The organism is Nocardia sp. CC201C, from assembly GCF_030010695.1.
GTDB lineage: Bacteria > Actinomycetota > Actinomycetes > Mycobacteriales > Mycobacteriaceae > Nocardia > Nocardia otitidiscaviarum.
Map to the genome: position 1 here is coordinate 1 of NZ_JASCXP010000529.1, position 4,256 is coordinate 4,256.

Consider the following 4,256-nt stretch of genomic DNA (forward strand, 5'->3'; position numbering starts at 1 on the left):
GCGCCGTCGTTTTTCCGGGTGTGGTTAGAATCATGCCGCCGAATATCGGCAATCCCGGTTCTTCAGCTTTGCTTTTCCAGCATTACCTCAATGAGTTGGCGCAGCGCGGTCGCCCTCGGGTAGGTGCGGCCTCGCCACAATAAGCGAGGGGTGAATGAGCAGGTTTGTTTCCATCGCGGCGGCCGTGATCGTCGCCGGTATCGGATTCTTCGCACCCGGCGCCGCCGCGGCGGATGTCGTCGTGCCACTGCCGGACGGATATATCGAGGGCCCCGGTGTGAAAATCACCAGTCGTGGTGAGCGCGCGATTGTTTCGCCTTCGCTCGCGGCCAATGGGGCGGGCCGTTCGACCTGGGTCTCGGGCAATGTGACGGCCGAGGTGCGGACCCCGGACGGGGAGGTCGGGCCGAACAACGGACCCCGGAATTTCCCGGGCACCAATAATTCCGGGACGCACGGATCATCGAATCTCACGGTGGGCTATATCGTCGGCTGCCAGGTCGCGCTGGGCTCGTTCAGCGGCAGCACGTCGGTCGGTATCAGCACGACCCCGAGTCTTTCGGTCGGTTTCAGCTTTCCGCTGTCGCCGGGCGAGGTGAAATGGGTCGCCATCAACAACATCGAGCTCATCAAGAGCGGCACCTACGACATTCAGTACCAGGACGTGCCGATGGAGATTCAGGGCTGCGGCGGTTACGCACAGGCCCGGCAGGTCTCCGTGGTGGAGATCATCGGCACGGATTACGCCAAGGTCACCCTCTACGGCCAGCCGTTCAGCATCGGCTGATCGCACCACTGACGACGCGAAGGGATCGCATGTTCGGCATGGGGACAGTACGCGGGGGCGGCAGGACGGTCGGGACGGCGTTCGCGGCGGCGGTGGTGCTAGGGCTGCTGCCCGCCGGGACGGCGGGTGCCGACACCTTCATTCCGCTGCCGGGCGGTGAGATCTCCCGGCAGCTGCCGGACGGCACCACGGTGACCGTCCGCATCGACGGCGAATCGGTGAAGATCAGCCCGTCCATGGGCGGCACGCATATCCACCGCAATGTGTGGGCGACCGGTCGCGGCATCGTCGACCTGTCGGGGCCGAGCGCCGCGACCGCAACCATCAAGATCTCGCCCGGCTACGTCGTGGCCTGTCAGGTGGATATCGGCTCGGTCACCGGGACCAACAGCGGCGGCGCGACCGCCGAACAGGACGCGCAGGGGGCGTGGTCGGTGTCGCCGAGCGCGGCGGTGGGCGGCGGCATCACGGTGGGTCCCGGGCAGGCGGTGGCCCGGCTGCTGCTCGATCTCGAGAAGCCCGACGATTACGGGCAGGAATCACACAAGCGGTACAACAAGGTGCCGGGCCCGCACGCCAGCGTCAGCTGGATCGACGAGACCTTCTCGGTGGACGGCTGCGGCGGCTACGCCCAGGCGCGCTCGTTCGTCGCCGCCGAGGTCGACACCACGAATTTCATCGGGAACGTGGTGCTCTGGGGCCAACCGTTCAGCATGGGCTGAACAGCGCATACGTCACATTCGGCGGATGGCCGGGCTCACCGTTCGCGCGGTCGCTACTATCGACCACACGAGCGGAGTCCGGCCAACGGTCGGGCGCGTGCTCGACGGCGACGTGAACGTGAAGGGACGGAGCGACATTGCAGACCGGGATGGTTCTCCTGATCATTCTGGTGCTGCTGCTCGTCGGCCTGGCACTGGCCTCCACGTACCGGCTGGTCATGCTGCGCCGCGGCGGGACGGCCGCGATCGTGCGCGCACTGCCCGCCCGCGGCCACGGCGGCGGGTGGCGGCACGGGCTGATCCGCTACGACGAGGACACCCTGGTCTTCTACAAGCTCTCCAGCCTGAAGCTGGGACCGGACTTCGCCATGCGCCGCCTCGGCATCGAGGTGAGCGGCCGCCGCAATCCCGACGGCGACGAATTCGACATCATGACCGATGAGATCGGCATCGTCGAGGTCACCGATGGCGCGGGCACCTACGAACTGGCCCTGGACCGCGGGGCGCGGGCCGCCTTCCTGTCCTGGGTGGAGTCGCGGCCCTCCGACCGCATCCGCCGCCGCCCCGGTCTCTAGGGTCGTCGCGCTGTGATCAGCGCTACGGTGGTCGTGTGAGTGTGCACCTGACCCGGATCTACACGCGGACCGGAGACGACGGGACCACCGGACTCAGCGACTTCTCGCGGGTGTCCAAGAACGACCCCCGGCTGAACGCCTACGCCGACTGTGACGAGACCAACGCCGCCATCGGCGTCGCCGTCGCGCTGGGGCAGCCGGACGAGCGAATCCTGAAGGTCCTGCGCCAGATTCAGAACGACCTGTTCGACGCGGGCGCGGATCTGTCCACCCCCGTCGTCGAGGATCCGAAGTACCCGCCGCTACGGATCACCCAGGCCTATATCGACCGCCTGGAGCGGTGGTGCGACGAGTTCAACGAGGGCCTGGCCCCGCTGAATTCGTTCATTCTCCCCGGCGGCACCCCCTTGGCCGCACTCCTGCACACCGCGCGCACGGTGGCGCGGCGGGCGGAGCGCTCGGCGTGGGCGGCGGTGTCGGCGCATCCCGACGACACCGGCGTGCTGCCCGCGAAATACCTCAACCGCCTGTCGGATCTGCTGTTCATCCTCAGCCGCGTCACCAATCCCGAGGGCGACGTGCTGTGGCAGCCGGGCGGCGGAACCGACTGATTCGCCCGCCGAACTCCCGAGCCGAAACGAAAATCCGTCGCCGACAGGCCGATATCGCGGCACACCGGGGCACTGCGGCGCATACACGCGCGCCCCGCCGCTCGCGATGGATAAGCTACCCCTGTGAGTGAACGGTTTCTGGTGACCGGGGGCAAGCGTCTCGTCGGTGAGGTTGCGGTCGGGGGTGCCAAGAACAGCGTCCTCAAACTGATGGCGGCTGCCCTCCTGGCCGAGGGGACGTCCACGATCACGAACTGCCCGGACATTCTCGATGTGCCGCTCATGGCCGAGGTGCTGCGCGGTCTCGGCTGCGATGTCACGATCGACGCCGGCACGGTGTCCATCACGACGCCGCCGGAACCCAAGTACCACGCGGACTTTCCCGCCGTGACCCAGTTCCGCGCCTCGGTGTGCGTCCTGGGTCCGCTCATGGCGCGGTGCAAGCGGGCTGTCGTGGCGCTGCCGGGCGGTGACGCCATCGGTTCCCGTCCGCTCGACATGCACCAGGCCGGACTGCGGTTGCTCGGCGCGACCAGTGAGATCGAGCACGGCTGCCTGGTGGCGCGCGCCGACGAGCTGCAGGGTGCGCGCATTCGCCTGGACTTCCCGTCGGTGGGCGCGACCGAGAACATCCTGATGGCGGCGGTGCTCGCCGAGGGGCAGACCATCATCGACAACGCCGCGCGGGAACCGGAGATCGTCGATCTGTGCAACATGCTCATCCGCATGGGCGCGAAGGTGGACGGCGCGGGCACCTCGGTGCTCACCATCGACGGCGTGCGCAAGCTGTCACCGGTCACCCATCGGGTGATCGGCGACCGCATCGTCGCCGCCACCTGGGGTATCGCCGCCGCCATGACCCAGGGCGACGTGCGCGTCTCCGGGATCAACCCCAAGCATCTGTCCCTGGTGCTGGACAAGCTGCGCTCCGCGGGCGCGCGGATCTCGTTCGAGCCCGACGGGTTCCGGGTGCTGCAGTCCGAACGTCCGCGCGCGGTGAACTTCTCGACCCTGCCGTTCCCGGGTTTCCCGACCGACCTCCAGCCGATGGCCATCGGTCTGGCCGCGATCGCCGACGGCACCTCGATGATCACCGAGAACATTTTCGAGGCGCGCTTCCGTTTCGTGGAGGAGATGATCCGCCTGGGCGCCGACGCCCGCACCGACGGTCATCACGCTGTGGTGCGCGGGATTCCGCGCCTGTCCAGTGCTCCGGTGTGGTCGTCGGACATCCGCGCGGGCGCGGGTCTGGTGCTGGCCGGTCTGGTCGCGGACGGCATGACCGAGGTGCACGACGTGTTCCACATCGACCGCGGCTACCCGGATTTCGTGGAGAACCTGCGGTCGCTGGGTGCCGAGATCGAGCGGGTCGGCGCTCCGGAGTGACGGGGCGGTCGCTGCGATGATCGCGAAAACACCCGTTTACCAGGCGATTTGACATGCGAATCAGCACCACGTAACTTATTCCAGGTCAGAGCGACACGGACACCGACCCGGAGCCCCGAGGGCCTGGGAAACGAGGTTGGACGAGGAGCGCCTGACGATCACACTAGCTCCACCT

At 67.6% G+C, this 4,256-nt stretch carries 5 protein-coding genes; all 5 read left to right on the forward strand.

Features of this window, described 5'->3' with window-relative positions; all coding sequences use genetic code 11:
- Nucleotides 1-154 precede the first annotated feature (154 nt).
- Nucleotides 155-787, forward strand: coding sequence for an MspA family porin (locus QK444_RS33315; RefSeq protein ID WP_282786014.1), 633 nt, complete (start codon nt 155-157; stop codon nt 785-787).
- Nucleotides 788-825: 38 nt separating this feature from the next.
- The gene (locus QK444_RS33320; RefSeq protein ID WP_282786015.1) at nt 826-1,509 is read left to right on the forward strand and encodes an MspA family porin; all 684 of its coding nucleotides are present in this window, start codon (nt 826-828) and stop codon (nt 1,507-1,509) included.
- A 149-nt stretch (nt 1,510-1,658) separates the two neighbouring features.
- Nucleotides 1,659-2,084: a DUF2550 domain-containing protein gene (locus QK444_RS33325; RefSeq protein ID WP_029925836.1), complete on the forward strand. Its 426-nt coding sequence runs from the start codon at nt 1,659-1,661 to the stop codon at nt 2,082-2,084.
- A 35-nt stretch (nt 2,085-2,119) separates the two neighbouring features.
- On the forward strand, nt 2,120-2,695 hold the full coding sequence (locus QK444_RS33330; protein WP_282786016.1) for a cob(I)yrinic acid a,c-diamide adenosyltransferase: 576 nt from the start codon (nt 2,120-2,122) through the stop codon (nt 2,693-2,695).
- A 123-nt stretch (nt 2,696-2,818) separates the two neighbouring features.
- Entirely contained in the window at nt 2,819-4,081 is a 1,263-nt protein-coding gene (gene murA, locus QK444_RS33335; protein WP_039810681.1) for a UDP-N-acetylglucosamine 1-carboxyvinyltransferase, read from the forward strand.
- Nucleotides 4,082-4,256: the final 175 nt, after the last annotated feature.

Coding starts and splice junctions, on each gene's coding strand:
- QK444_RS33315 (WP_282786014.1), top strand. CDS start 155: ATGAGCAGGTTTGTTTCCATCGCGGCGGCCGTGATCGTCGCCGGTATC.
- QK444_RS33320 (WP_282786015.1), top strand. CDS start 826: ATGGGGACAGTACGCGGGGGCGGCAGGACGGTCGGGACGGCGTTCGCG.
- QK444_RS33325 (WP_029925836.1), top strand. CDS start 1,659: ATGGTTCTCCTGATCATTCTGGTGCTGCTGCTCGTCGGCCTGGCACTG.